This is a genomic window from Anaerostipes sp. AF04-45 (assembly GCF_003461725.1).
Lineage (GTDB): Bacteria > Bacillota > Clostridia > Lachnospirales > Lachnospiraceae > Anaerostipes > Anaerostipes caccae.
In genome coordinates this window covers 365-24666 of the sequence record NZ_QTXQ01000007.1, presented here as the reverse complement: position 1 = coordinate 24666, position 24302 = coordinate 365, and the positions used below count along the sequence as shown (strand labels likewise).

The 24302-nt window shown below is 44.5% G+C and carries 26 protein-coding genes and 2 tRNA genes; 3 read left to right on the top strand and 25 right to left on the bottom strand.

Annotation, left to right across the window (positions count from 1 at the left end; genetic code table 11):
• Nucleotides 1-16: 16 nt before the first annotated feature.
• The 16 genes from DWV34_RS11440 to DWV34_RS11365 form a co-directional block, all read right to left on the bottom strand.
• Nucleotides 17-1270: a zinc-binding dehydrogenase gene (locus tag DWV34_RS11440; protein ID WP_039946388.1), complete on the bottom strand. Its 1254-nt coding sequence runs from the start codon at nt 1268-1270 to the stop codon at nt 17-19.
• Nucleotides 1271-1464: 194 nt separating this feature from the next.
• Complete coding sequence (locus DWV34_RS11435) at nt 1465-2145, bottom strand: TIGR00266 family protein (RefSeq protein ID WP_009290917.1); 681 nt, start codon at nt 2143-2145, stop codon at nt 1465-1467.
• Between the two features lie 17 nt (nt 2146-2162).
• Nucleotides 2163-3773: a CTP synthase gene (locus DWV34_RS11430; protein ID WP_118476250.1), complete on the bottom strand. Its 1611-nt coding sequence runs from the start codon at nt 3771-3773 to the stop codon at nt 2163-2165.
• Between the two features lie 599 nt (nt 3774-4372).
• Complete coding sequence (locus tag DWV34_RS11425) at nt 4373-4537, bottom strand: FeoB-associated Cys-rich membrane protein (protein WP_118476248.1); 165 nt, start codon at nt 4535-4537, stop codon at nt 4373-4375.
• A 260-nt stretch (nt 4538-4797) separates the two neighbouring features.
• A complete protein-coding gene (dhaL, locus tag DWV34_RS11420) occupies nt 4798-5439 on the bottom strand; it encodes a dihydroxyacetone kinase subunit DhaL (protein WP_009290916.1) in 642 nt (213 codons plus the stop codon).
• 121 nt (nt 5440-5560) lie between these two features.
• Nucleotides 5561-6559 (bottom strand): dihydroxyacetone kinase subunit DhaK, encoded by a 999-nt coding sequence (locus DWV34_RS11415; RefSeq protein ID WP_118476246.1) that lies wholly within the window; start codon nt 6557-6559, stop codon nt 5561-5563.
• A gap of 12 nt (nt 6560-6571) precedes the next feature.
• A complete protein-coding gene (locus tag DWV34_RS11410) occupies nt 6572-7429 on the bottom strand; it encodes a sugar phosphate isomerase/epimerase family protein (RefSeq protein ID WP_118476244.1) in 858 nt (285 codons plus the stop codon).
• A 30-nt stretch (nt 7430-7459) separates the two neighbouring features.
• Entirely contained in the window at nt 7460-7909 is a 450-nt protein-coding gene (gene rpiB / locus DWV34_RS11405; RefSeq protein ID WP_006566381.1) for a ribose 5-phosphate isomerase B, read from the bottom strand.
• Nucleotides 7906-8574 (bottom strand): HAD family hydrolase, encoded by a 669-nt coding sequence (locus DWV34_RS11400; protein WP_009290912.1) that lies wholly within the window; start codon nt 8572-8574, stop codon nt 7906-7908. The genes rpiB and DWV34_RS11400 overlap by 4 nt, the downstream gene beginning before the upstream one ends.
• Nucleotides 8575-8733: 159 nt before the next feature.
• Nucleotides 8734-9648, bottom strand: coding sequence for a cupin domain-containing protein (locus tag DWV34_RS11395; RefSeq protein ID WP_006566383.1), 915 nt, complete (start codon nt 9646-9648; stop codon nt 8734-8736).
• Between the two features lie 30 nt (nt 9649-9678).
• Complete coding sequence (locus DWV34_RS11390) at nt 9679-10728, bottom strand: PTS fructose transporter subunit IIC (RefSeq protein ID WP_009290911.1); 1050 nt, start codon at nt 10726-10728, stop codon at nt 9679-9681.
• A 38-nt stretch (nt 10729-10766) separates the two neighbouring features.
• A complete protein-coding gene (locus DWV34_RS11385; RefSeq protein ID WP_006566385.1) occupies nt 10767-11072 on the bottom strand; it encodes a PTS fructose transporter subunit IIB in 306 nt (101 codons plus the stop codon).
• 17 nt (nt 11073-11089) lie between these two features.
• Nucleotides 11090-11557: a PTS sugar transporter subunit IIA gene (locus DWV34_RS11380; protein WP_009290910.1), complete on the bottom strand. Its 468-nt coding sequence runs from the start codon at nt 11555-11557 to the stop codon at nt 11090-11092.
• Nucleotides 11558-11585: 28 nt separating this feature from the next.
• Nucleotides 11586-12470: a class II fructose-bisphosphate aldolase gene (locus tag DWV34_RS11375; RefSeq protein WP_006566387.1), complete on the bottom strand. Its 885-nt coding sequence runs from the start codon at nt 12468-12470 to the stop codon at nt 11586-11588.
• A 39-nt stretch (nt 12471-12509) separates the two neighbouring features.
• The gene (locus DWV34_RS11370; RefSeq protein WP_009290909.1) at nt 12510-14465 is read right to left on the bottom strand and encodes a BglG family transcription antiterminator; all 1956 of its coding nucleotides are present in this window, start codon (nt 14463-14465) and stop codon (nt 12510-12512) included.
• A 291-nt stretch (nt 14466-14756) separates the two neighbouring features.
• Nucleotides 14757-15428, bottom strand: a complete 672-nt coding sequence (locus DWV34_RS11365) for a C40 family peptidase (RefSeq protein WP_009290908.1) — start codon at nt 15426-15428, stop codon at nt 14757-14759.
• Between the two features lie 243 nt (nt 15429-15671).
• On the opposite strand from DWV34_RS11365, the gene DWV34_RS11360 reads away from it, so the two are divergent.
• A complete protein-coding gene (locus DWV34_RS11360; protein WP_039946463.1) occupies nt 15672-16559 on the top strand; it encodes a DegV family protein in 888 nt (295 codons plus the stop codon).
• Nucleotides 16560-16636: 77 nt separating this feature from the next.
• Here DWV34_RS11360 and DWV34_RS11355 read toward each other — a convergent pair whose 3' ends face one another.
• The gene (locus tag DWV34_RS11355; RefSeq protein WP_006566391.1) at nt 16637-17458 is read right to left on the bottom strand and encodes a formamidopyrimidine-DNA glycosylase; all 822 of its coding nucleotides are present in this window, start codon (nt 17456-17458) and stop codon (nt 16637-16639) included.
• A 167-nt stretch (nt 17459-17625) separates the two neighbouring features.
• On the opposite strand from DWV34_RS11355, the gene DWV34_RS11350 reads away from it, so the two are divergent.
• Together DWV34_RS11350 and DWV34_RS11345 are read left to right on the top strand one after the other, a co-directional pair.
• Entirely contained in the window at nt 17626-18231 is a 606-nt protein-coding gene (locus DWV34_RS11350) for a recombinase family protein (protein ID WP_022260958.1), read from the top strand.
• Between the two features lie 212 nt (nt 18232-18443).
• Entirely contained in the window at nt 18444-19376 is a 933-nt protein-coding gene (locus tag DWV34_RS11345) for a GGDEF domain-containing protein (RefSeq protein WP_009290904.1), read from the top strand.
• Nucleotides 19377-19463: 87 nt separating this feature from the next.
• Here DWV34_RS11345 and DWV34_RS11340 read toward each other — a convergent pair whose 3' ends face one another.
• From DWV34_RS11340 to DWV34_RS11305, 8 genes are all read right to left on the bottom strand, one after another.
• A complete protein-coding gene (locus DWV34_RS11340) occupies nt 19464-20228 on the bottom strand; it encodes an SDR family NAD(P)-dependent oxidoreductase (RefSeq protein ID WP_009290903.1) in 765 nt (254 codons plus the stop codon).
• 59 nt (nt 20229-20287) lie between these two features.
• The gene (locus tag DWV34_RS11335) at nt 20288-20659 is read right to left on the bottom strand and encodes a metal-dependent transcriptional regulator (RefSeq protein ID WP_006566396.1); all 372 of its coding nucleotides are present in this window, start codon (nt 20657-20659) and stop codon (nt 20288-20290) included.
• Nucleotides 20660-20699: 40 nt separating this feature from the next.
• A complete protein-coding gene (locus DWV34_RS11330) occupies nt 20700-21623 on the bottom strand; it encodes a SufB/SufD family protein (protein WP_006566397.1) in 924 nt (307 codons plus the stop codon).
• 12 nt (nt 21624-21635) lie between these two features.
• Nucleotides 21636-22361 carry an ABC transporter ATP-binding protein gene (locus tag DWV34_RS11325; protein ID WP_006566398.1) on the bottom strand — a complete coding sequence of 242 codons (726 nt, stop codon included), beginning with the start codon at nt 22359-22361 and terminating at the stop codon, nt 21636-21638.
• A 113-nt stretch (nt 22362-22474) separates the two neighbouring features.
• Nucleotides 22475-23062, bottom strand: a complete 588-nt coding sequence (locus DWV34_RS11320) for an NAD(P)H-dependent oxidoreductase (RefSeq protein WP_006566399.1) — start codon at nt 23060-23062, stop codon at nt 22475-22477.
• Between the two features lie 77 nt (nt 23063-23139).
• Nucleotides 23140-23814 carry a C40 family peptidase gene (locus tag DWV34_RS11315; RefSeq protein WP_006566400.1) on the bottom strand — a complete coding sequence of 225 codons (675 nt, stop codon included), beginning with the start codon at nt 23812-23814 and terminating at the stop codon, nt 23140-23142.
• Nucleotides 23815-24032: 218 nt separating this feature from the next.
• Nucleotides 24033-24106: transfer RNA gene (locus DWV34_RS11310), tRNA-Arg, on the bottom strand.
• Nucleotides 24107-24142: 36 nt separating this feature from the next.
• Nucleotides 24143-24229 (bottom strand) — tRNA-Leu (locus DWV34_RS11305).
• Nucleotides 24230-24302: the final 73 nt, after the last annotated feature.

The following is a 24302-nucleotide window of genomic DNA, read 5'->3' as shown; positions in this document are numbered from 1 at the left end:
CCCCTCATATCTTTTCTTATGCCCCGAAATGATCGAATAAGATCTTCTCTGCTTCTGCATTCCACAGGCCGTTGTGTTTGTCACATGCATCGGCAAGCTTAGCATAAAGAGGATCTGTTTCTCCAAGTTTTCTGAAATCATCAATCGCTGTGAGCGGCATGTCAAACTGCATATAAGTAAGTTTCTTTCCTCCCGGGATGTCCGGAAGATTCTTGGTTGTCTCAGCAACAGCGTCGATACCTCCGATATGTGTGATCATAACCGCCGGCTTAATTTCCTTGGATGCCGCCTTGTTGATCGCCTCTTTCATATCTTCAATGGTTCCCCCGGTGCTTCCCAAAATTTTGGTTCTGGAGTAATGGCAGTCATACAGATTCATGTTCGCTGAGAACTTTGAATCTGTCGGTCCTGCAAACAGGTTCATGCATCCGTCGTAAGCGAGCAGCTTATTTCCAAGTTCTGCAACGCCAGTGATCGGAACATATACGAATACGTCATCATATCCATGCCCTTCTGTAATATCCATCAATTCTTTTTCCTGATCTTCCATAGCCGCAGTATTCACATAGTGAAGTTCTACGCCTGCTGCCTTTGCGTCTTCAATAGAGATCACCTGTTTTGCCCGTTCTACACGGTCATCGCTGATGTCTGTAACTACAACACGTTTCGGTTTATTTTCAAAAGCCAACGCATAGCTTACGGCGCCCAGCCCCATAGGTCCGCATCCGCCAAGGATCAGGATATTTCCGCCTTCTTTTGTACCCATCACGTGCTCATAGCTTCCCGGAACCGTGTGGTAATTTGTATGGTAACCGCTGATGACGCAGCACATCGGCTCTGCCACGGAAGCATCAAAGTAGCTGTCTCCTTCAAATGTCCATACACATCCCTTTTCAATGATATCATTTGGGAAAATACAGTAGGTTGCAGCACCGCCGCAGTACTGATAAGAATATCCGGGAGACTCCATCTGTCCCGGGATCGCCGGCTGCTGAGCAAATTTCTGCCCCGGCTTAAACTGATCCTGCCACTTCTTACCAACTTTCACAATATCACCGGCAAATTCATGTCCTACCAAAACCGGATGATCTGCTACGTCATTCGGCACCCTTTTGTGTCCGGCTCCCTGTTTTACTGTCTTCCATGTTGACATACAGATACTGTCACTTACAACTTTTACCAAGATCTCGTCATCTTTGATCTCCGGCAGTTCAAATTCTTCTAATCTGATGTCATCTACTCCGTACAATCTTACACCCTTAACCTGCATAATGCCCTCCTTGAGATTTTCATGTGTTTTCATTTCTTTTTATTATGAAAATATCATAACACTTTTATTTTCATTTAGCAATACAATTTTAATATATTATAAAACTTTTCCATTTCCACACTGCTGCTCCTTTAAACCACAAAAAAACTGCCCTGTAAATTAACCGGGCAGTTTTTGTCTTCTGTATGCTCTGATCAGCTGCCGGAAGGTATCAGCGATGCAATCCTTCCTGCAAAATCATTGAAATTCTGTGTCTGTAATATAATCTTTCCAGGACCAGTGAGCTTTGTGAGAAATAATCCCTCGCCCCCGAAAAAGATATTTTTAACGCCTTTGATCCGCTCAATCTCATAACTGATACCGTCTTCAAAAGCTACTACATTTCCGGTATCAACGAGTATGGTCTCTCCCGGAGCCAGTTCCTTCGTCACCGCATCTCCGTCGACTTCCAGAAATGCCATGCCGTCTCCGGAAAGTCTCTGCAGTATGAAGCCCTCTCCTCCGAAGGCTCCTGCTGACAGCTTTTTGGTAAAAATAGTCTCCAGAGAAACGCTCCTCTGAGCGCACAGAAAAGCCTTTTTCTGACAGATCATTCCTCCGGTCCCCTGAAACTGAAGCGGAAGGATCGTCCCGGGAACAGTTGATGCAAAAGCAATCTTTGCTCCATCTTTGTCAGAAGAGTAAGTTACCATGAAGAGTGACTCTCCGGCAAACTTCCTTCCGATCCCTTTTAAAAATCCACCCTCCATCTTAGACTCCCCTTTTATCGAGGGGTCCATCCATGCCATAGCTCCTGACTGGGTGAACATTGCTTCCCCCTTGTCAAGTTCCACTTCTACTGCTGGTACTGTCTGTCCGATGATTTCATGCTTCATACTGCCGCACCCCTTTCTCAGATCATTCCTCCGTTTTTCAGTGACGCCTCAATAAATCCTTTGAACAGAGGATGTGCCTTGTTTGGTCTTGATTTAAACTCCGGATGTGCCTGTGTTGCCAAAAAGAACGGATGAGACGGAATCTCGATCATCTCTACAATACGCCCGTCCGGTGAGCACCCTGAAAGCATCATACCGTTTTCCTGAAGTACATCCCTGTACTTGTTATTTACCTCGTATCGGTGGCGGTGGCGCTCTGAAATCTCTTTTGTTCCGTAAAGTTCTTCGGCTTTGGAACCGTCTGCCAATACACAAGGATAAGATCCGAGTCTCAGTGTACCCCCGATGTTGGTCACTCCATCCTGATCTGCCATGATATGAATCATCGGATGTTCCGTATTTTCATTAAACTCTTTACTGTGGGCATCTGCGTAGCCAAGGACGTTTCTCGCAAACTCCACGATGGTAAGCTGCATGCCAAGGCACAGTCCCAGATAAGGAATCTTGTGTTCCCTTGCGTACTGAATGGAGCAGATCATGCCCTCAATACCTCTGTCTCCAAATCCTCCCGGAACAATGATACCCTGGACACCGCCCAGCATCTCGTCCACATTGTAAGAGCTGACACGCTCGGAATCCACCCACCGGATGGTGACATCTGCCGAATTGGCAACACCCGCATGTTCCAGAGATTCTACCACGCTGATATAGGCATCGTGGAGTGATACATACTTTCCGACGAGAGCCACTTCTATTTTATGCTTTGGATGCTTCCAGTTGTCGATCATCTTGCGCCACTCTGAAAGATCCGGTTCCGGACACGGAAGATGAAGGCAGGCACAGGCCTCATGTGCCAGATGTTCATTTTCCATCATCAGAGGTACTTCGTATAAAACTTCTGCATCGAGATTTTGGATGACACGCTCTTTTTCCACGTTGCAGAACTGTGCAATCTTTCTCTTAATGCCGTCATCCAGAGGATAATCTGATCTGCACACAAGAATATCCGGCTGAATTCCCATGCCCTGAAGATCTTTGACGCTGGCCTGGGTCGGCTTTGTTTTCAGTTCTCCTGAGCTCTTTAAATAAGGGATCAGGGTCACATGGATCAAAATACAGTTCTCATGTCCCACTTCATGCTGAAACTGCCTCAGTGCCTCTAAAAACGGCTGGCTCTCAATGTCTCCCACCGTACCGCCGATCTCTATGATGGCTACCTCCTGCTCCGTCGCCTCTTCATTTCTATAAAAACGGCTCTTGATCTCGTTGGTCACATGGGGGATCACCTGTACGGTATTCCCGCCGTAGTCACCGCGCCGTTCCTTCTGTAAAATATTCCAGTAAACCTTTCCTGTCGTCACGTTTGATTTTTTGTTCAGCCCTTCGTCGATGAATCTCTCATAATGTCCCAGATCAAGATCTGTCTCCGCTCCGTCATCTGTCACAAAAACTTCTCCGTGCTGGATTGGATTCATAGTACCCGGGTCAATATTGATGTATGGATCAAACTTCTGGCTGGTTACGTGATAACCCCTCGCTTTCAGTAATCGTCCCAGAGATGCTGCCGTGATTCCTTTTCCAAGACCTGAAACAACACCGCCGGTGACAAACACGTATTTTACTGGCATGATTTTTCCTCCTAAGTTCTAATAATTACAAAATGTTATAATATCATATTTGAACAAAGTGGGCAAGCCCACCTCAGCTCCCCAACCCCTCACTCTTTGAGGGGCTTGACAACTTTGCGTACCAGATGCGATTTGACGTAGTCAAATGATTTCCTTACGCATCTGTGTACAACCCGCGGAGCGTTTGTTATTACTTAGGAAAGACTTTCACGCATTAGCGTGACAAGGTCTTTCCTAAGTAATAACAAAGCGGACAAGTCCACCTCATTTTTTCTAACAAGTAGAATTTTAAAATAAATTTTTACTCAGATATAGATATTATACCACAAAAAGAAAGCACCAGGTACAGTATTCCTCTCCTCTTGATGAAAAATAAATAAGGAATCGTTGCTTTCTTAACTGACTATTGGTTCTAAAGGTCTATCACTGGGGTATGATTGGCGAATGCCAAAGGAAAGATGAAATAGATCCTGCTGAATGAGGTTCAGAAAAGAGAAACCGTATGGTGCTTTCTATGTTGACAATATATCATACATATTTTTACATGTCAAGATATAAATTACAAAAGACTGTGATAATACTCACAGCCTTTTACTCACTTACTTTGGGTCTTTCTTTTTTCTGGATGCACAGGATTTGGAGCAGCCGTCACATCCGCAGCCGCACCCTGTCTCTCCCCTGCGGATACGTGAAATAAATCTCCACAGCACAAAAAGAACGATTCCCGCCGCTAAAATCAGGATAACTCCGTCTGTTAAACTCATAGGCTCCTCCTTTTTTTGATAATTACTATCATTTAATTACCATATCACGAGAAAAACCATAAGTCAAATAGTACTTCAGTTGTTTTTACCCTTATTTAAAAACGTATAAAAACCTCCCATGAATCAGATCCTATTTTTTTATTATATTCAGGTTCAAAATTTACTTTTTCTATATTATAAAACATCTCTCTGCACAAAAAATGCACCGGCAAAATCCAGTGCATTTTTCTATAACAGTTCACATTTTTCTTAAATTCTGATTAACTCAACAGTTCTTTTGCAGCCGTTCCAAGCGTGGTCACAATAAAGTAACAGCTTGTAGCTCCCGCATCCAGAACTCCTCTGGAACGTTCTCCAAGGCGGCTTGCACGTCCAATCTTTGCAACCAGGTCCTTGGTAGATTCCCATCCCTTTTTTGCCGCTTCGTTCATAGCATCCAGACACTCAGCAAAGTCTTTGCCTGCATCTTTCGCTTCCATAAAAGCATCCTTTGCCGGAATCAGAGTATCCAGCAGAGTCTTGTCGCCGACCTTTGCCGGACTGATTTCCTGGATTCCCTCCACAGCTCCGCTGATCATCTCTCCGAATACTTCAGCATCGATTTCATCTTTATCTTCGCTTGCCGCAGAGAGTTCATCAAACAACAGACCATAAAGAGGTCCCATAGAACCGCCGATATCCTCCAGTAAAGTCTCACCGAGAGTACAGAGTCCTTCACTCATATTATAGGTCTGTCCCTTGAGCTTTTCCTCACACATGGTAAAACCTTTATTCATGTTAATGCCGTGGTCACCATCGCCGATCTTTCCGTCAATCTCGCTCAGATAATCTCTCTGCTCCTGAATCGTCTTGATCAGCTTATCTACGATGATTCCTGCTTCTGCATTTTTAAAACTTGACATAATTCTTCTCCTCACTTTAAACTCAGACTGCTTCCTTCTGTTATTTATTGTAACACAAGGATCACACTTTTCAATTTGTTTTGGGTCCAGTGATGCTCCAAATTTATGGAAAACGCCGGACTTACAGCTGTTTTAAACCGACAGAGTCGCAAGGCATGTCGATGCATTCTTTCAGTTCATCGTCAAGCTTCATCACAGTAAGCGTCACACCCATCATCTCAAGGGAAGTAAAGTAATTACCTACATATGCCTTGTGCACACTGATTCCTTTTTCTGCGAGAACTTCTTCCACCCGGTCATATACGATGTACTGTTCCATCACCGGAGTTGCCCCCAGGCCTGACAGAAGCACTACCACTTCGTCTCCCTCTGCAAACGGCAGGTCCGGAACGATAATGTCCAGCATCTCGTCTGCGATCTCACTTGCAGTCTTTAATGGCTGTACATTGATTCCCGGCTCCCCGTGGTGTCCGATTCCGACTTCCATGGTTCCGTCCTTGATCTCAAAGTTCGGATGCCCCACAGCAGGGATGGTACACGGTGCAGTTCCGATCCCTACGGATCTCGTGTTGTCGATCGCTTTTTGTGCCGCTTGGATGACTCCGTCCAGATCAGCGCCCATAGAAGCTTTCGCTCCCCCGACTTTCCACATGAGCACTTCTCCCGCAACACCGCGGCGTTTTTCCAGTTCATCTTTCGGTGCAGACGCACAGTCATCATTTGCCACAACAGTCTTTACTTCAATGCCAAGCTTCTTTGCTTTTCTCATAGCCATCTTGACGTTCATGTTATCGCCTGCATAGTTTCCGTAAAGGCACGCAACACCTTTTCCGGAATCAGCCTCTTTCATGGCATCTAAGAAAGCCTTTGCAGTCGGTGATGAAAAAATTTCTCCCACGGCTACTGCATCACACATATTCTTACCGATATAACCGATGAATGCAGGTTTATGCCCAGAGCCTCCCCCGGTGACGATTCCTACCTTTCCTTCCACAGGTGCATCCTTATATTTCAGGACACGAGGATCTTCCGTAGGTGCCACAATATCTTTATGTGTCTTTACAAATCCTTTCAGCATATCCTCAACAGCATAATCAGGATTGTTTACAATTCGATTCATCTGTTCTCCCTCCTATATCTCAGCAGCGATGGCTTTCAGATTTTTCAGCCCTTCAATCGCAAGTTCTTCTCCGGTATCGGCAAATTTTCTCCAGATCGCACAGTTGCCGGACAGTTCTTCAAAGCTCGGATCAAAAGATTCGATCACCAAAGGTCCGTCATACCCGATCTCTACTAATGCATTGAAAAATTCTTTAAACGGCACAAGCCCTGTTCCAGGAATACCTCTGTCATTTTCATTGACATGAATGTATCCGAGATATTCTTTGCCGCAGGTCTTTACTGCCCCTGCAAAGCTCTTTTCTTCCCTGATCATGTGGAAGCAGTCGAGATGAACCTTGACATTTCCTGTTCCAACATCCTTACAGAATGCAACTGCATCTTCTGCAATATTCAAGAAATGTGTTTCAAAACGGTTGACACATTCCACACAGATGGTAACATCTCCGGTTTCCTTTGCGTACTCGGCAACTTCCCTCATGCACTCTACGCCCCAGTTCCACTCTTCCTCGGTCCTTGGCTTCTTCGTCAGATATCCCCAGCCTGCATAATTTACACCGCCTAAGATCGGTGCACCCAGTTCGTTGCAGATATCCACACATTTTTTCATGGCTTTTACACCTTCTGCACGAATCTCAGCATCCGGAGAGATCGGATTGGTTTCAGGTGTCAGCGTGGTAGTGCAGACACAGTCGATGCCTACTCTCTCTAACTCTGCCTTCACTTTTTCTACAGGAAATGTGAATGGGTTGGAGATCGCAAAGTCAATGACTTCAAATCCCAGTTCTTTCGCCTTAGGGATGATCCAGAGATGTTCTTCTCCATATGCTTCTGCCCAGATAAACGTATCCACTCCAAATTTAAAATTCATAGAAAACCCTCCTTGTTTATGTACTTGGCTTTATTTGCTGAACTGTTTTTCGTAATATGTAATCCGTTCTACTTTCTCGGTAGACGGTCCGTCTTTGAAGGTAAGTCCCATCCAGATATCCAGTAAATATAATGCCAGCTGTGGTGCGATGACTCTTGCTCCCATACACATCACATTTCCGTCGTTGCTCAGGATAGAGCGCTCTGTTGAGAATGGATCGTGGCAGACTGCCGCACGGATGCCCGGCACCTTGTTGGCTGTCATCGCCATACCGATTCCTGTTCCGCATACAAGAATTCCCCTGTCGCATTCGTTGCTTGTTACTTTTTCACAGGTACGCACTGCCACATCCGGGTAAAGTTCCACTTCCCCCGGTCCCACGCCGTTGTCTACCACTTCATGTCCCGCATCTTCCAGATGCTTTTTAATCGCCTCTTTCAAGTCAAATGCTGCCTCGTCACATCCTAAAGAAATTTTCATTGCTCGCTCCTTTCCAGCAGACCGAGTATTTCCTCCGGCCTGTCTACCACAAAAGTTCCCCCATATGCTTCCAGTTCTTCTCTTCCCCTGAATCCCCAGGAAACGCCGACCGTATCGAGGCCTGCGTTTTTTCCTGTCAGCATATCCGTATTGGAATCCCCGATATAAAGCACCTCTTCCTTTTCAAGACCCATAAGCTCCAAAAGCTTCAGCGCCCCTGCCGGATCAGGCTTCTTGGGTATTCCCTCTCTTTCTCCGTACACATCCACAAACGGAATATGTGCGAAATACTTTTTGATCAGTGCACTGGTATAGTCCGATCTCTTGTTGGAATTGACTCCGAGGGCGATCCCTTTCTCACAAAGCTTCGCCAGCAGTTCCAAAATTCCTTCATAGGGAGCAGTCTTATCCAGATACCTCCGGTCATAGGCTTCTACAAAGGCAGCCACTGCGTCATCAATGGTCTTCTCATCCCTGGCATCCTCAGGAAGGCTTCTCTCCACAAGCTTTTTAAACCCATTTCCTACTTTTTTCTTGTAGTCTTCCGGCCCGTGGAGAGGAAATCCAAACTTCTCCATCACCTCATTGACGGAGTCCGTAAGATCTCCGATTGTATCAAGAAGTGTCCCGTCCAAGTCAAAAATTATGCCTTTGTATTGTCCCATCGTTTATCCCCTTTCCTGCCAAAAAGATTCTTCACGGCATGCCGCAAAGAATCTTTCTAGGCAAATCACCATGTGTTCTTCTTAATTATACACCAATCACTGCGGCGGTTCTATGCCTGGATGATTTATGTATATCTTATCGTGATTTCATGGATGGGATTATAATTCAGTTACTGCAAATACAACTTTTACTGGTTTTGCTTCAAAGTTCACTAACTGATATTTCGTTCCTGCAGGAAGGAAGAACGTATCTTCCGGTTCCATAACGAAGCTTTCCTGAGCGTCAACCAGGTTTACGGTTACCGGTCCGTCAACACAGTAGAGTGCTCCGTCTCCTGCATGTGTGTCAGGATCTGAACATCTCGGTCCGTATCCTCCTGCCGGAAGGATCATCTCGCCGAAGTGTCCGTAATCGTTGCTTGTGATAAATCTCATAAGCATCGGATGAGTTGTTCCGTGTACGTTGTTTAATTTCTCAAAATCACGCACTGCGTAAACAGCTCCGGTTTTTCTTGCTTCTGTCGGATCTACCGGCCAGCATCCGATATCATCGGTGCATCCCTGACGGGAGATATCCTGGATCTTGTCTCTCATATCCGGAAGGTTATCATTGTTCGGTCCTTTGTAGAACTTTGTCTCTTCCTCTGTCGGGATAACTGCCGGAGGAATGGACTCGCTCCATGCTTTTGGAGTGATGAAGTAAAGGATTCTTGCCTTCTGGTCTGAGAAGTTATGGCAGCAGTGCCAAGCACCTTCCGGCATAAACAGTCCCTCTCCTGTCTCTAAGTAAGCAAACTGTCCGTTTCCGCTTCTCTGAACAACCGGTCCGTTTAAGATGTAGTAAGACTCATCTCCAGGATGAATGTCAAGTGGTGCAAATACTCCGCCCGGTCCTAACTCATAAATACCAAGCATGAAGGTATCCGTTGTGATCATTGTAAATGTATTGTCGGATGTAAATGCATTATCCGGCGGATACAGTGCTGTAGAGTAATCCTGCTTGCGGATTAACATCGGTTTCTTGTCGTCTGGTGCAAAAGGGAATTTTCCCATAATATCAAATAACTTTGCCATTTTATTTCTCCTGTTTTGTTTTAATTTTATTTACTCTGCTGCTAATTCTTCTTCCGTTTTCGTTTTAGAAACAAGTACGATCAGTGCAGCTGAAACAGCTCCTGCCACAATTAAGCAGATAAAGAATGGAAGCACTTTGTTCATTGCAAATACTACGAAGACTCCGCCGTGAGGTGCACGGATTGTAATTCCCCATAAGTAAGACATCACAGATCCGACTGCGGATCCAACCATAAAGCACGGAATGTATTTTAAGTTCTTTGCAGCATATGGGATCGCAAACTCTGTGATCATGCATAATGCTCCTGCAAAACATCCTGCGATTCCTGTTCTGTCTTCCTTAGTGAATTTCTTAGGTGCAATCAACATAGCAAATGCCATTGCAAGTGGTGGTGCACAGCAGGCTATAAAGTTTGCTGCCATCGGTGCATAGTTTCCTGTTTCCATACATGCCAGTGCAAATGCGTAAGCAACTTTGTTACATGGGCCTCCCATGTCAAATGCCAGCATACATCCCTGAACAATTCCTAAGAGCACCAGGTTTCCTGTTCCCAGGTTGTTTAACATTGTTGTCAACGCTCCTGTTAATGCTCCTAAAGGTCCTCCAATCACATAGTGCATCAATAAACAAATGCCCGCACATCCGATAACCGGAATAATTAAGGTTGGAAGCAGGGATCTCACTGCATTAGGAAGCGGAATCTTCTTTAACGCATTTACAAGATAGCCCGCGATAATACCTGCAATCAGCGCTCCGATAAATCCTGAGGAATAACCCATTCCCCATGGGTCAGTTGCCAGCCAGCCACCGAACATTCCGACACAGATTCCCGGTTTGTCGGCGATTGAGAATGCTACATACGCACCTAAGATCGGCACCATGAAAGTTCCCAGACCAATCTTACCAATCCAGAAAATGGTTGATGCAAAATTCCTTCCCGGTTCTACTGTATTGGGGATATCGTATCCTCCCAGCAGGAACCCTAAAGCTACTAAAATACCTCCTGCCACTACAAACGGCAGCATATAGGAAACACCGGTTAAAAACGCTTCTTTAATATCATCTACTACGTCTCTCATTTTTCATCCATCCCTTCATATTTTAATTCTCTCTTCTACTACTCTTCTACTTCACTAAAAATAATACTCGGGTCTTTGATCACTGCATGTGGTTTTGTCTGAAAAATCTTGTCTTGGTATGGTGTAAAACGTTCTGCCTTTGTAATTCCTACATCATTCGCAAATACGATCAGGTCAGCTTCTTTGATGTCACGGTCCCTCAACTTGTCTTCGATTCCAAGTGCACCTTGTTTCTCAACCTTACACTTGTATCCTTTCTGTTTACAGATCTTTTGAATCGCCTCTGCCGCCATGTAGGTGTGCGCAATCCCTGTCGCGCACGATGTCACTGCTACAACTTTCATGATACATCCCTCCTTCTCTAGAGTTCTTTGATCCCTTTGATCAAGTCATCATAACTTTCAGCCTTTTCTAATAATGCCAAAAACTCGTCGTGAGCCAGAAATCCTGCCAAAGTTGCCAGCACTCTTAAATGGTAATCATTCTCTTGATTTTCAGAAATCGCCAGAACAAAGATGTACTTTACTTCGCCTGACTCCCCGCCAGACTCATAAATGAACGGCTCTCTGCATCTGCAGAACCCGATTCCGGGTGTCAGGACCTCTTTACATTTCCCGTGAGGGATGGCAATCATATTGCCCATGTAAGTCGGCCCCAAAGTCTCCCGAAAATCCAAAGCCTTTTTGAATGCCCCGGCGTCTGAAACGAGTCCTGCCGTTTCAAACTGTCTGGTCATCACATTGAACATATCATCTTTGTCCTTAAACGGTTCCCGGTCAAGGATCACCATTTCATCGAGCAGCACTTCGGATAAGTCCACACTGTTCATGAAATGTATTCCCTCCCTTTACGGAATCCTATTTCCCGTTTTTAAACGCCTTGATTACGTCTTTTGCATATCCTTTCATGAATTCGAAAGCTTCTTCCTGTAATTCATGGTATGCAATCTTGCCGTCTGTCTCAGCAACACGGTCAGCTACGAATTTTGTTGCTGCCTTTGCCATGTAAGAGTAGTAATTTACTTTTGAGCATCCTGCTGTGATCGCTTCCTGTACCTGAGAGAATTCTACTCCTGAAGCCCCATGCATTACGACACGGCATGTATCCGGAATCGCTGCGCGGAGTGCTTTCACTCTGTCAATGTCCAGTACCGGCGGCTCTGCGTAAATTCCGTGCATCGTTCCGAAACATACAGCCAGTGCATCACATCCTGTCTCTTCAGCAAATGCTTTTGCTTCTTCCGGCTCTGTGAAGAATTCTTTGATGTCTTCGTTTGTCAGAACACGGCTCTCTGCGTCTTCTTCTCCATGAGTATCCTCTGCGGTAGATGCCATAACTCCCAGTTCAGCCTCTACTGTGATTCCTGCAGGATGAGCGATCTTTACGAATTCTTTAACTCTCTTTAAGTTTTCTTCGTAAGGAAGTGCGCTGCAGTCATACATGATAGACGGGAATCCAACTTTTAAAGCTCTAAGTACAAAATCATAGTCACTGCCGTGGTCTAAGTGTACACAAACCGGTACAGATGCTGCCTTCGCATATTTTAACATTTCCGGCCCGATTCTCTCGATCGGAATGAGCGGATCATGTACCTGTGCATGGTCAATGATGATCGGTGTGTTTAATTCTTCTGCCGCACCAATGACTGCACGGATAGTTTCCACGTTCGGGGTGTTGATACATGGAATTGCATACTGCTCCTTCTCTGCGATCTCTAAAATTTCTTTCATGTTTACTAACATAGTGCTTCCTCCTTTAAATTAGATGCCTTTCGGCCATTGTTACCCTGCTTCACTCATTAAAATTTCATAAAACTCTTTTGGTCCCTCCGCATCCAGAAGATGTCCGATCAGTTCTTTATTGCCGATCATCCCATAGAAATACTGGAAAAACCTTAGAATTTCCTCCGAAGTTTCAAAATCAATCGCAATCAGGAACATCAGCCGTACCTTTTCGTTGGGTGTCCATGAAATCGGATATTTCAGCCTTACGACCGCAACGCCGCTCTGCTTCACATAATCTTTGTAAATATGCGGCATTACGATGCCCCTCCCGACGGTGGACGGCCTTTTTAATTCCCGTTTCCACACTTCCTGGCTGAATCCTTTCTCTATGAAACCCTGTTCATACAAAAGGTCGCTTGCGAGCTGTATCACGTCCTGTTTTTCCATGACATTAACGTCGGTTAAGATCAAAGATTCTCTGAAAGATTTCTTTGTCGTCTCCAGCGCATCCGTCATTTTTTTGTCATGATCGAGCTCATCCAGACTCACGGCGATTTTATTGATATCCGCCTGATCGATATGTTTTGTTACTTCGATTGTATTTTCCCTCGGCTCCTTTAGGGGAACCGTAGAAATCAATAATTGTCCTTTCATTGTTTCCGGGTGAAAGTCCCGTATATGAATGCTGTCTATAATCTCAAGCCCTTCAACTGCATTCTCAATCTTAATCTTCTGGTACCTTGCGGTGTGAGGATCTGTGGCAGTAAGAAGCACCGCCTCACGTCCCTCCCTGCTGTCCATCATCGCATTGTGGATCAGCAGTGCGATCCATGCAATCTCGTCCTGGGTCAATATCACAGAAAGCTTACCTTCAATGTCAAAAATATAAGTCATACATGCCGCATATACATCCTGCAGCTGATGCTGCACATCTCTGTGCAGGTCGTCCCATTCCACTAATTTGTAATCACGTTTGATTGTGATCTTTTCTAAAAATGAACTGATGTCATTGATAAGAACTTCATTCTTTAATACATTCTCTTTCTTCATCACGGCCAGAACAATGGAAAGATAGTCCAGTGCGATGTTCTCATATTTTTCATCCTTAGGGCGTATTCCGTGTCCGCAGGTCTTTGCAACCATCAGCTTAGCGGCCAGAAACTGGTATTCTAATGACATGTCTCCGTCTTGAGGAATAATTTCATCTAATATCAACCGAGCCGCATCGAGGAAAGAAGTATCTAACTTGGTCATCTTTCGGCTTCCCGCGTTTTGGAGGATTTTCCCTTCCCCGATACGGTTGATTGTCAGTAATAAATATTCCGTCAGCCGGCAAAAAGAGATATCCACAAAGATTTGATTTAAAAACTCCTCTGCCTTCCGGAGGCTGTCCTGCACCTTCATAATGTTTTCTTTTGGATAATGGTCGGTAAAAAAGGTGTAGGCCCGTTTGCTGATTCGGTAGTCTAAGTTTTCAGGCAGTTTTTCAATATAGGCGTGTTTCCAATACTTTTTGTTTTCAGAATCCACAATTGCCTGTCTTAGATCAAATTCATCTCCCTTGATCTGAATCCCCTGATTCCTTACTTTTGTAAGTGTCAGGTTAAACTCACTTAAATAGTCTTCAATATGCTTCAGATCTTTCTGAATGATATTCCTGCTCACACACAGCTCTTCGGAGAAAAGCTGAATCGTATATTTGGCCGGATAGTAAAATAACGTATCTAATATGTAGTTCTTTCGGTAGTAGAATGATTCCGGATCTTTGTTGGCATATTCATTGAGGTCATCCAGGATCATTTCCCTCTGTTCTTCCGTTGCGACCAAACACAGTCCTTTTCGCGGTGCCGTCAATAGTTTTGCTTCATACTTCTCTATCTCACGGCTGATATCGCTTAAAGAGTGTTTGATGCTGCTGACAGAAACTCCTGTCATTTCAGAAAGTTCATCAGTGGTGAAAAAACCATACGTATCAATCATTCTACGTATTACTTTTTCCTGTAAATTATTCATCTCGTAGGCCTCCTTCAATGAATAAAACCGATGAAGTTAAGCAAGCGTCTTGCTTATGTATTAATCATAATATCCTTCACCGGTTTTGTATATATCTCATAAAATCAGTTTTTGCACTTATATCGGTACAATTAGTATAATTTTTAAAATTAGCGAATGTTTTCTCTATTTTACTACGCCTAACCCTTTCTGAACATGGAAAAAAAGCCCTGGAATCATAAGTTTAGGATAGGGGGTAATGATTCCATGGGCTTTTTTTCTTTAGCCGGTTTGATATTTATCTCCCGGTATTTATCTTACAATCCGCCGTACAGAGACGACTTTCCTGTAATTCGCTTTTGGTGAGATCTTGATGCCGGTCTTTCTGGAACTTGCATGTACGATCTTTCCGCCTCCGATATAGATGGCTACATGTCCGCTGTAGCAGATCAGATCTCCCGGCTGTTTCTTCTTATAAGAAACCTTTTTCCCCGCTCTTCTCTGAGAGGAGGAAGTTCTCGGGATATTATATCCAAAAGAACGGTAGACGGCTTTTGTAAAGCCGGAGCAGTCTGCTCCTGTATTTAAATTTGTTCCGCCCCAGCGGTAAGGATTTCCTACAAACCTTTTGGCGAAACTTGCCACTGTCTTTCCTTTTGTTTTTTTGCTTCCCTTGAGCTTCGGTGCTTTTGTGCTTATCTTTACACGTTTTTTCGGGACAAATCCTTTCTTTCCCTTATAGGAAATCTTCCTCCAGCTGCCGCTTGTATAATAAACGGTGACTTTCTTTCCCTTTTTGATTCTGGCCAATGTCTTTGACTTTTTTGATTTGCTCCTTTTTAAACTTGTAGTCGCACTTTTAATATATCCGGTATAACCCGAGGCTGCCTGCACTTCTTTTTCCGGAAGCGATGCTGCCGCCGTACCTGTTATCATTAAACATGCAACTGCAAACATTGCGGTTCTCTTTGCGATTGCTTTCATTGTATCCTCACTCAATTTCTTTCTATATATTACGTAATTATTACATTTCGTTTACATTTATGAATTATAGCACGTCGTAATAATATTGTAAAGCATTTTGTAATATTTTCGTAATAATTATTCATATTTTATTAACAAGACAAGTTTTCGCTGTATACAGGCACCGGTTTGATAATTTCTGGAATTTCCTTTATAATAGGAAACAACAGATAAATGACTTAAAGAAAGAGAAAAGGGATTACTATGGAACCATTTGTTTTGACCTGCTGTTCCACAGCAGATATGGAAAAAAATTATTTTGAACGGCGTAATATTCCTTATGTATGTTTTCATGTTAATTTAGACGGCAAGGATTACATGGATGATCTGGGAAAAAGTATTTCGTTTGAAGAGTTCTATAAGAAAATACAGGAAGGTGCTCTGGCAGGCACCTCCCAGGTAAATGTAGAAGAATATATCGAATTTTTCGAACCGTTCCTAAAGAATGGTCAGGATATCCTGCATATCAGCCTGTCTTCCGGAATCTCCGGTACATTTAATTCTGCCAATATTGCCAGAGAGGAACTATTAGAAATCTACCCAGACCGTCAAATCCTTCTTGTGGATTCTCTGGGCGCATCTTCTGGCTATGGACTGCTCGTAGATATGGCCGCAGATCTGAGAGACCGCGGGGACAGCATCCGGGATGTGTATGAATGGACTGTCTCCAACAGACTGAAGATCCACCACTGGTTTTTCTCCACAGATCTCACATCCTACATCCGCGGAGGAAGGATTTCCAAGACCTCAGGCTTTATCGGCACGATGCTCGGCATCTGTCCTCTGCTGAATATGGATTCTGAGGGACACCTGATCCCCCGCGCTAAGATTCGGACAAAAAAGCGGGCCATTAAAGAAATCGTTAAGAAAATGGAAGAGCACGCAAAAGACGGCACAGACTACAGCGGCAAGTGTTTCATTTCCAACTCCGCCTGCTTTGAAGATGCCAGACAGGTTGCGGACCTGATCGAAGCTGCATTTCCTAAGCTGAACGGCCCTGTAGTAATCAACAGCGTGGGAACTGTCATCGGAGCCCATACGGGTGCGGGAACCGTTGCCCTGTTCTTTGAAGGAGATGAACGGACGGACTAAACACGTGTCTGCAGTCTATTCTCATCAAATATCATACTTCCCTGAGACTCCTGATTCAAAAGGTGTCTCAGGTATTTTTATGTCTGGCATTCAGGGCAGAAATATACTGTACCTCCCAGATAAGCAGCCTTTGTAATCTCTCCGCCGCACTTCGGACATCCGTCTTTATATGTGTTCTTGGAGAGTTTCGTCTTATAGCCCCCGGGATTACCCCAGAGATCCTTCTCTGTATCTCTTCCTCTGAGACGCACCATTTCAGACAATACTTCTTTTATACTCACAAAAAGGAGTTCCTTTTCATGTTCTGTAAAACTGCCGATCTTTTTCTTTGGATGAATTCCCGCTTCAAACAGGATATCCTGAAGGACACCGTTTCCCAGCCCCGGTATCCGTTGTTTTGTAGCAAGAAAAGCCTTTGCGCTCAAGTTCGGTTTGGCTGAATCCAGAAGGCCGAAAAAATAGGTATGGTCAAACTCCGGTGAGATGGGCGATATGCTGTTTTTACTTACAATATAATATTCATTGTCATAACTTCCGTCTGCACATGCAATGCTCCCATACATCGCTACTGTAAAAACAAGAACAGTTCCGTCCGAGAAGTCGATCCTAAGCTGATACTTTCCGGGTATGTTATCCCCTTCCCCGAAGATCCTTACATTCACACCGTCATTGAAACAAACTCTTAGATCTCCTTCAAAAATAATCTCGGCAAAGATCCCGAACCCCTGTGCATCGACCACCTTCCTTCCACTCAGCATATCGTCATAAGATGACGCTTCCCCGTTAAACCAGCAGAACTTGTGCGGAGAAGACGGCGGCCAGACTTTCTCTGCCCTCTTTCCTTTGAGTTCACTCTTCAATTCATCTGCCCTTGCCAGAGCTTCCGGTAATTCTATCATTTTTCCTGCACCTCCTTTTTCATATACTGTACAGTTTTAATAATATTTTAACACACGGAGAGAAAACAGAGTCCAGTTATTTTTTCTGCGGCATATATTACCTTTTTATTTATGCTGTTCCATATGGGATAATGATTCTGTCACATTTTGTAGAAGGAGGGAGAGAAATGGATTATGGATATGTCAGGGTATCGTCCAAAGATCAGAATGTGGAACGGCAGCTCGCAGTGATGAAGGACCTGAAAATACCTAAACAAAACATTTTTATTGACCGGCAGTCGGGAAAGGATTTTAACCGTCCTCTTTATAAGAAACTGCTAAGAAAGCTACGGCCGGGAGATACTCTTTTTGTAAAGTCCATTGACCGCCTGGGCAGGAACTATGAAGAGATTATCGAAGAGTGGCGTACTATTACCAAACACAAGAAGGCCGACATCGTTGTCACTGACCTTCCGCTGCTGGATACCCGCGGTAAAAATGCTCTGGACCTAACAGGTGTCTTTATATCGGATCTGGTGCTGCAGATCCTTTCTTACGTTGCACAGACAGAACGGGAACAGATCAGAAAACGGCAGGCCGAGGGGATTGCCGTAGCCAAAGCCAGAGGCGTCAGTTTTGGACGTCCTCCCAAAGAAATACCAAAGGAGTTTGACCGCATTTATACACTCTGGAAGGCAGAAAAAATAAGCGGCCGGGAATCTGCTAAACAACTCGGAACCACTCACAACACATTTTTTAAATGGGTCCGGCAGGCAGAAGAAGGCCGCTCATAAACACAGAAATGTGGTAAAAAAAGTAGACTTTTTTACCCGTTTGTTTTTTATAGTATCCGGATCATCCCGTAAAAAAATAAATGCGGAACAATCTTTGAATCCGGTACGTTTGCTGTCTCGGATTCACTCTATAAAAATAGTATCATTAACGACGAAAAAAGTCTACATTTCTGCCCATTTCATGGCTGGTAATGTATGGAAGGTCGAAGTGAATGAAAAACTTGAAATCTGCAGAGGAGTTTTGCCGCTTTCTCTGGCATAGTTATCTCATAGACAATAAGAAAGAGGGAATTGACAAATTTCTGGATCTTCGTATGACAGAGATTGGCACAGGCCTCGGAGAATTTTGTCAAAGTTCCCTTGAGTTTCTCAAAACCTTTGGAGCTCCCCGTGCTGAACATACTTTTTTAATTGACAAAGAATGGTATGAATCTTCCTGCCTGCGCGAGAATCTTTTTCTCATAACCGGCGAAATTAAACTCAGCAGGAGGAACAGCGGAACAAATCTGCCGTCTGTCCATCTTCGTTTCAGCATGATTACGGAGTATTCGGACAGTGGATGGCAGCTACTTCATCTTCACCGCTCTGTACCGGATTTCAGCCGTGTAGACAAAAAGACCATTTATTATTCCCAATTTGACTATCTGACCGGACTGATGAGCCGCCGCTGCATGGAGGATCATATCGATAAGCAGATGAAGCAAAGACCTTCAGGCGTCCTGATTGCCATGGATATTGATAACTTTAAGATCTACAACGACCAGTACGGTCATCCTTTTGGAGACAAGATACTGGTATCCCTCGCCAAGAGTCTTCAAAAAACTTTTCCAAAAGCAGTCAACGGAAGGATAGGCGGTGATGAGTTTATTACTTATATATCCTGTCTTTCTATACATAAACACAGACTTGAAGAATTGCTGGCACTGTTTTTTGAGAACTGGAACTCCCGCCAGGAGGACTTGAACCTTGACGGCAATGTATGTGTCTCTGTGGGAATCGGTTTTTATCCTGAGCACGGAAAAGACTTTCAAACTCTATGGTCCAATGCTGACAAGGCACTGTACTCCGCGAAAAATAATGAGAACAATCACGTCTGCTATTGTTCTGAACTTTCTGCTTTGAAGAACAAAGCAGGCAAGCTTTGAGGAGCTTGACAGCTTTGCAGCTTTCCTATGGAATGAAAAAGGGCCTGGGATCTTCTCCTATGAGAAAATCCCAGGCCCATATAATTCTTAGAGGTTTGCGCCGTAATCCAGCACGATACACTGTCCGGTAACAGGAGCAGATTCATCACTGGCCAAAAATAAGATTGAGTTTGCCACGTCTTCTGCTGAACATGCTGGAAGCCTTAGATCAGAATGCACAGCCATGGCCCCCATCATATCCGGGTCCATAGAATCCATCGTCTGTCCGGCTGTCATCGGAGTCTTGATCATGCCCGGACAAATGGCATTGCACCGAACCCCGTCTTTTGCACACCGCATAGCCGTGTGTTTGGTAATACCCAGGCCTGCCGCCTTGGAAGCCACGTAGGCAGCTCCTCCGCCCCCGTTCAATCCTGCAATGCTGTCCACATTGACGATAGATCCGCTCTTATTTTTCAGCATGATTTCCAGCGCTGCACGGATAAAATACATCGTTCCCTTTGTGTTGATGTCAATGATTCTGTCGATCTCGCTGTCCGCTACTTTATCGATGGGAAGCAGACCTTCGTCCAGCACCCCGGCATTATTCACCAGAATATCCAACGTACCGAAATGCTCTGCGGCTGCTTCTACGATTCTTTTGCCGTCTCCCGGGACAGAAATATCACCCTGCAGTGCCAGCACTGTGCCTCCGTCAGCCTCTATATCAGCAGCCACAGATTCAAGCTTTTCCTTTCTCCGGGCAGTGATAACGACTTTGGCACCTTCCTTTGCAAACCGCTTTGCCGTCTGTTCACCTACGCCGGAATTCCCACCGGTAATGATTGCAACTTTTCCTTCGAGTCTTCCCATACTGCTACCTCCTTGCACAGCTGTTTGTCTTATCTTCCTCTTAATTATACACCCTTTCTTCAGCATATACCATTTTCATTTAAAAACATTTTAATTCCCTGAAAAGTCTGGGCACTCAGAACATGTTCACACCGGCATGCATCTTCCTCGGCCACATGTTCCGGCACTCCCGCAATCTGAACAAAAAGCGAAGTCAGCGTCCTGTGTCTCTCGTAGATCGACTCGGCCTTTTTAAGCCCTTCGGAGGTAAGGGATATATATCCTTTTGCATCCACGAGAATATACCCCCCTTTTTTCAAAATCCCGACCGCACGGCTGACGCTTGGCTTGCTGTAATTTAATTTTCTGGCGATATCGATAGAGCGCACCTGCCCTAATTCCTGTTTTAACATTAAGATAGCTTCCAGATAATTTTCCCTTGATTCCAGCATCCTGATACTCCCCCTTATTCTCCCCCTGTTGTTTTAAAGATTATTTTAAAAAGTCCTCTATAATCACTGCTTCTGCCTCTTCTCCAGTCATTCCAAAAGTGCGCAGTTTGATAAGCTGATCATTATTGATACGCCCGATGGCTGCCTCGTGTATAATCTGGGCATCCACATGGTTTGCGTTGATCTCAGGAATAGAACTGATCTTTGCATCATCCATGATAATAGAATCACACTGCACGTGTGCGTGGCACAGCGCATTTCCGATGGCTTTCGGATGAAAGACCTGGGTAGATGTGTCTTTGGCGACAGACCGGGATATGATCTGTGCAGAACTCTCCTCCCCGTTTAACTGTACATCCATGTTTGATATTGCCTGCTGGTTTCCATGTGTCATAAGTTTTTCCATTACATAGAGTTTGGACCCTGCCCCCATCTCCACATGTGTCTCCCGTATCGTCGAATCAACCCCTTTGATCTGAGTCGTATCCAGCGTAAAAACAGAATCTTCCTCCACATATATTTTCGTGACAGGATTTAAAACCCTGCCTCCGGTTCCTTTTCCTTCCCCGTAATGGCGCTCCTCATACCGTACATTGGCATGGCTGCCCACATGGAATGCATGAATGCCGTCATGCCTGCTCTCCTCGTCCCCGTCATTGTGAATGCCGCATCCTGCCACAATAAGAACATCTGCACCATCCTCGATATAAAAGTCATTATAAACCACATCTGTGATGCCGGAAGCAGAAACAACCACCGGTATATGCACCGCCTCACCTTTTGTCTTCCCGCTGATAAAGATATCAATCCCGGGCTTGTCCTGTTTCTTTACGATGCGCACATTCTCACTGTCGCCGTGACATACTGCCTGTCCGTTCTGACGCAGGTTATAAGCACCTTTCTGTACAAACCCCTGGCCGTCGATAGCCTCCAGCACTCCGGCCGTTATTTGGTCTAATTTCATGTCCTTATCCTCCTATTCCTGCATAAAAGCACACTGCTCTTCAGATTCTTCTGCCATGAGATGAGGATAGACCTCTTCTTTCGTCCCGATCTCTTCTACCCGGCCGTCCCTGATGATCATGATGCGGTCTGCCATCCGGATAATCCTCTCCTGATGGGAAATCAGAATGAGACTTGCCTTGTTTTCTCTGTGAATCTTTTCAAATTCTTTGATCAGCATGGCAAAACTCCAAAGATCGATTCCTGCCTCCGGTTCATCAAAAATACATATTTTATGATCTTTTGCAAATACCGTGGCGATCTCAATCCTCTTCATCTCGCCCCCTGACAAAGTAGCGTCCACTTCCCTGTCTTTATATTCCATTCCGCAGAGCCCGACACTGCTCAGCAATTCACAGCACCGCTCGTCCTTCAGTTTCTCCCCTGCCGCGAGAGAGAGAAGCCTGGAAGCCGTCAGCCCTTTAAATCTTGGAGGCTGCTGGAATGCAAATCCTATGCCTGCTTCTGCCCTCTGGTCTATGGTATAGTCTGTGATATCCTCTCCGTCCAGAGAGATTTTACCTCCGCTTGCTTTTTCTATCCCCATTAAAATCTTTGCGATGGTGGACTTGCCTCCGCCATTGGGTCCTGTGACAACAAGCATTTCCCCGTCATCTACAGAGAAACTCACATCATCCAGTATCTGCACATCTGCACCGTTTTCATTAATCCGGTATGATAAATGTTCTACGTTTAACATAACTGCCGCCTCTTTTCTTGTCTTTTGAATTCTATTATATTTATATAACCGTATTTTATCATGTTTTTCAAGTTATTGCGTCCATGTTTTGGAAAAGATTCATTCTCATTTCCCTAAAAAGTCCCTGCCAGCAGTTCTGCCTCTCTCACTGCCTGATCCATGATGAGTCCCACATCATTTCCAATGATATCAAGTCCTTCTGCGGTCACCACATCTGTCCTCTGGATTCCAAGCATCCGAAAGACAGAATCAAGGAATTTTCCGGCGTGGTCGTCCTTCTTATTCGGACCCTCAGAATAAATTCCTCCTCTTGTGGAAAAGAATATGGCTCTCTTTGCCTTTCCGTAACCTTCTGCGGTTCCGTCCTCCCTGTATCCAAACGTCAGACCTGTGACACAGATCTGTTCAATATAAGCGTGTACGGCAGCCGGAAATGTTCCTTCCCAGAACGGAGCCGCAAGCACAACGATATCCGCCTCCAGAAATGTCCTGGCCTCATCAAACACCGGATCATCCCAATTCCCCTGAGCTGCCAGACGGTCCCTCTTTTTTAGTGCCTCACGGTCCAGCGGCAGACAAAGGCCGTTCACCTCTGTGATCTCATATTTCCCTCTCAGACAGTCAAGAAACCGTCTGGCCATCAGCAATGTCCTGGATTCTTCTCCTCTGATACATCCATTGACAAATAAGATTGATTTCATACGCTCCTCCTTCTATCAAAACATTATGAGAACATGAAAAAAAATGTGCAGGATTTCTCTTGCACATTTTGTTTGATCTATTCTCTTACGATTCTCCTCACGGCTACTACTTTTCTGTAGTTGGCTCTCGGAGAAATCTTAATCCCTGTTTTTCTTGTGCTGGCATGGACGATCTTACCGTTGCCTATGTACATGGCTACATGGCCGCTGTAACAAATCAGATCTCCAGGCTGCTTGTTTTTATAAGATACCTTTCTGCCCGCTTTTCTGAGGTCCGAAGACGTTCTCGGAAGCTTATATCCGAAGGAACGGTATACTCCTCCGACAAAACCAGAGCAGTCGGCACCGCTGTTTAAATTTGTTCCTCCCCATACATATGGGTTTCCTACAAAACGCTGGGCAAAGGCTGCCACTGTCTGTCCTTTTTCTTCTTGGCTTCCTGACAGTTCAGGAGCATTTGTGTTAATATACACATATTTTTTCAGGACAAATCCTGTCTTGCCTTTGTATGTAACCTTTCTCCATTTCCCGCTCGTATAATGAACCTGCACAGGTTCTCCTTTTGAAATTTTACGGATCACCTTCGATTTTTTAGATTTGGACTTTCTCAGTTTTACCCATGATTTCCATATCCGTCCGCCGTATGTACCCTGTGCTGCATGAACTTCCTTTTTCGGAGCTGCCAATCCTGATGTAATGATCATAGAAAAGACGAGCAGACATATTGCTGTCTTTTTTAATATTGACTTCATAAAGATGTTACCTTCCTACTTCGATATTTTATATTAATTTTATGTTTATTACAGTATTGTTACATTTCATTCACAGTTATGAATTATACCACAACATTTCTGTAAAGTAAACCTCTCATCATACAAAATAGGTATTTTTCCGTCATTTTTTCCGAACTTTTATAATAAATAATACTGCACAAAAAACCCTTATAAATCAATGATTTATAAGGGTTTTACGTGGGCGAGAAGATTCGAACTCCCGACCTTCTGGTCCGTAGCCAGACGCTCTATCCAGCTGAGCTACGCCCACATATGAAATTAAGCAGCACTTTTAATAAGTGCTCAATGCCGTTGACCGGAATCGAACCGGTACGGGAGTATAAGTCCCGCAGGATTTTAAGTCCTGTGCGTCTGCCAGTTCCGCCACAACGGCATTCTGAGAGAAATTCTCTCAAAATGGGACCAATAGGGCTCGAACCTATGACCCTCTGCTTGTAAGGCAGATG